The 3,832-nt window shown below is 61.3% G+C and carries 3 protein-coding genes; 2 read left to right on the forward strand and 1 reads right to left on the reverse strand.

Translation table 11 applies throughout. The features are described from left to right. The first annotated feature begins 254 nt into the window (after nucleotides 1-254). Both ACFFAR_RS27225 and ACFFAR_RS27230 read left to right on the forward strand, forming a co-directional pair. Nucleotides 255-1,121, forward strand: coding sequence for an NmrA family NAD(P)-binding protein (locus ACFFAR_RS27225; RefSeq protein ID WP_174363243.1), 867 nt, complete (start codon nucleotides 255-257; stop codon nucleotides 1,119-1,121). A gap of 3 nt (nucleotides 1,122-1,124) precedes the next feature. After that, complete coding sequence (locus tag ACFFAR_RS27230; RefSeq protein ID WP_375508820.1) at nucleotides 1,125-1,865, forward strand: SDR family oxidoreductase; 741 nt, start codon at nucleotides 1,125-1,127, stop codon at nucleotides 1,863-1,865. 44 nt (nucleotides 1,866-1,909) lie between these two features. Here ACFFAR_RS27230 and ACFFAR_RS27235 read toward each other — a convergent pair. Further along, nucleotides 1,910-3,832 (reverse strand): cellulose synthase subunit BcsC-related outer membrane protein (locus tag ACFFAR_RS27235; protein WP_375508821.1); only part of this gene is annotated, 1,923 nt, incomplete at its 5' end.

The following is a 3,832-nucleotide window of genomic DNA, read 5'->3' on the forward strand; positions in this document are numbered from 1 at the left end:
GGCTTCAAGATGAAGACGACGCTGCATATCCAGGCTGAAGGTGTGCGCCAGTAAGCATTGCTTTAAGCGCTTAAAAGCCGTTCCAGTTCGCGCTGGAACGGCTTTTCCGTATTTGCTGTAACAGCATATGAGAAAAAAGATAAATGACATCGTGTCATTAATGAAATGACAGGTAGGTCATCGCTAAACGCCTTTCAAACGCCCACACTTCTTCTCAACGCAGCGTCCGCTGCAGGTCTTTTGAGGAGAACACCATGTTCGCTATCACCGGAATCACGGGTCAGGTCGGGGGAGTCGTCGCACGTTTGCTGCTCGCATCGGGTCACGATGTCCGCGCCGTGGTGCGCGATGCAGCAAAAGGAGAAGCGTGTGCGAAGGAGGGCTGCGAAGTAGCGGTCGCCGACGTCAACGATCAACACGCGCTTCAGCACGCGTTCGAAGGCACGGAAGGCGTATTCGTCCTATTGCCGCCGACCTTCGATCCGACGCAGGGCTTTCCCGAGGCGCGCAAGGCGATCGCTTCGCTGCGGGCCGCGCTTGCCGCAGCCAGGCCGAAAAAGGTCGTGGTGCTCTCGACCATCGGCGCGCAAGCCACACAGCCCAACTTGCTCAACCAGCTCCAGATCATGGAGCAGGAACTCGGCACGTTGCCCATGCCGGTCGCGTTTCTTCGTGCTGCGTGGTTCATCGAAAACGCAGCCTGGGATATTGCGCCGGCCCGTGAAACGGGTGTCGTCCCGAGCTTCCTTCAGCCGCTCGACAAACTCGTTCCCATGGTCGCCACCGCCGATATCGGCCGGGTCGCGGCAGATTTGTTGCGCGAGACGTGGACGGGTCGGCGGGTCATCGAGCTTGAGGGGACGCAGCGCGTATCGCCGGACATGATCGCCGCGAGCCTTGGACGGTTGCTCGGACGCGATGTCCGCATGAACATCGTGCCGCGTGATACTTGGGAAGGCCTTTTCCGCTCGCAGGGCATGACCAATCCGCTGCCGCGCATGCAGATGATCGACGGGTTCAACGAAGAATGGATCTGCTTCGAAGGCGGTCAAAACGAGGTGCGTCGCGGCCGCGTCCCGCTCGATACCGTGCTGCAATCGCTGATCGAAAAGGGAGCTTGAGTCATGACGAACATCGATGTGAGCGGGCGGCTCGAGGGCAGGAAAATTGTCGTGCTCGGCGGTTCGTCAGGGATTGGCTACGCGGTCGCGGAGTACGCCGTGGAGGAAGGCGCGCGGGTCGTGATTGCATCGAGTAACGCGCAACGGGTGGCGGCTGCGGCGGAATCGCTTGGACCGAAGGTGGAAGGCCACGCGCTCGATCTCACCGACGAGCGCGCCATCCAGTCGTTCTTCGATGCAACCGGAAACTTCGATCACCTCGTCTTCACCGCCGGCGATTCGTTGCGGCTTGGAGAGCTTGCGAAGACGGATCTAAGCGAGGCGCGGCGCGCATTCGATATCCGCTACTGGGGGGCGCTTACCGCCGTCAAACATGGCGCGCCGCATATGACGAAGGGTGGATCGATCGTCCTGACTACGGGCATTGCGGCGTTGCGTCCGCATAGCGGCTGGGCGTTCGGCGCAAGCGTCTGCGGTGCGATGGAAGCACTGACGCGTGCGCTGGCCGTCGAACTCGCACCGCTGCGGGTGAATGCGGTTTCGCCGGGCCTGGTCGCGACCAACCTGTGGCAAAACATGTCCGAGGCAGATCGCGAAGCCATGTACGAGCAGGCTGGCAAACACCTGCCCGCAGGACGCGTAGGCGAAGCACGTGACGTCGCCGCCGCGTATCTGTTCCTGATGGAATGCGGCTTTGCGACGGGCCAGACTTACGTGGTGGACGGCGGAGGGGTGCTGGTTTAAAGCATGAAGCCCCGGGCTGACAACGCACCGGGGCATCATGATTTTCAGTTCGACATCGATACGTAAGGCGAGCTGACAGGCGAAGGCGGGAACGATGGCTGCACCATGTTCTGCTTCGTGAAGCTGTAGCGAATATAAACCGCCGCCAGATACTCACGATACTGATACGCGTTGCCAAGCGAAGCCGTGGCGCCCACCGTCAATTGCGGTGCAAGCTGAAACTCGCCCGTTGCGCTGAACGAATACGAGATTCCCGTCTTCGTCTGGCTGCCGTAGACGCCACCCTGCGAGGCCGTGATTCCGGTGCCGCCGACCGGCTGCACGTTGCCGTTGGTCGGGAAATAATCCGACGCATCCTGGCGGTAATGCTGCACACCAATCGAGCCTTTCACGTCATACGTGAACGCGCCGCTGCGGCCCATGTATTCCACCGGCAAGTTCAGGATCACGTACTGTTGCGGGCTGAAATATCCGCCCTGGCCGTAGGTGAAAAAGGAGAGGTTCTTGTCGTAGTGCATCAGCGTGGTGTTCACGCCGGCGGTCAACGTCTGGTTGGCATCGGAATAGAGGCGCGTGTAGAAACCGCCGCCACCTTTTTCCGCCGTGTTGCTCGCGACGTTCTTGCCGTCGTAATACTGGAACGAACCATTCAGGTACACGCCGTTCGTGCCGTCGTCCCAGCCGAGGTCGAAGCGTCCGCCATTCGACGTAATGCCGCCCCATGTGATACCTGCTTGCGAATCGTGTGCGCCGGCATACGACAGCAAACTGTCCGTGACCGCGCGGCGAGCCACGGCGACCGAGTACGAGACCTTGTCGGTGATCGCGCCTTTGTACTGGGCGCCGCCCACGACGTTTTCTTCGCGAAAGCCGAGTGGCGTAGTGCCGACATCGAGTTGCACGCTATTCGTTTCGTATCCCACCGACAAACCCACGCCGCTCGCGGTCTGGTTGCCGTACTGATTGGAGACAGGGCGCCCGCTTCCTCCCGCGCTGAGTCCTGAGCCGAGTCCCGAGCCGAAACGCTTGAGGGTATCGGCGGTTTCCTGCGCGGTGCCGGCATCGAGCGTAACGGGTGTCGCCGTGACCACCACGTGACCATTGCCCGCACGTATCCGTCCTTGGATAGGCGCCTCGATATCCGTCAGGTTCGACAACCCGTCCTCGCCCGTGCGGCTGCGAAACACCACGCCGCCCGACACGGTGCTTGACTGCGCGCGATTGATTTGCGCGAGTTCATCGGCGACACCAAGCGTCTGTGCGTTTGCGATGTTGCCCTGATACGGCTGTTGGCCGGGCTGGGTAACCTGCGCCGTCTGCGACGGCACGTACGCCTGCGCGTAGCCCGCAGGAGGCTGCGGGATGTAGGGCTGGTTCGAGTAGTACGGCTGCTGCTGTTGCTGCGGCGGATACGCGTAAGGCTGCTGTTGCGTGTAGTTGGTTTCGTCGGCGGCAGGGGCGTAGCGACGCGTTGCATGACGCGACGCGGGTTGGGTCGCTTTAGTCGTTGTGGCGCGTTTCGTCTTCGCTGCCGAGGTACTCGAATACACACGCGGCTGAGGCGCCTGCGCGTTGTTTTGTGCCTCCTGCGCGGCAGGCGACATGGGCCACGGCGAACTCATCGCCGGATCTTGCTGCTGATAAGGTTGCTGGTTTTGCTGTTGATAAGGCTGCGGCTGATACTGCTGCTGTGCCGGATAAGCTTGCTGTTGCTGATAAGGCTGTTGATAAGGCTGTTGAAACGGCTGCTGATATTGCGCCTGGTACTGCCCTGAGTCCTGAGCCGGTCCTTGTCCCGGGTACGGCTGCAACGGTGCCGCCGATGGCGCGCCGGACTGGCTCGAACCATAGGTATCGGGACCGTACCCACCGTTGCCTGTTACGGGACGTGCGCTATTGGCCGGCGCCCGGTAGGGCGCAACGTAAGGCGTCGAATACGGCGCAGGCTGCGGAGGAGGCAAATAGTT

It is taken from the genome of uncultured Caballeronia sp. (genome assembly GCF_964243625.1).
Taxonomy (GTDB): domain Bacteria; phylum Pseudomonadota; class Gammaproteobacteria; order Burkholderiales; family Burkholderiaceae; genus Caballeronia.

Coding starts and splice junctions, on each gene's coding strand:
- ACFFAR_RS27225 (WP_174363243.1), top strand. CDS start 255: ATGTTCGCTATCACCGGAATCACGGGTCAGGTCGGGGGAGTCGTCGCA.
- ACFFAR_RS27230 (WP_375508820.1), top strand. CDS start 1,125: ATGACGAACATCGATGTGAGCGGGCGGCTCGAGGGCAGGAAAATTGTC.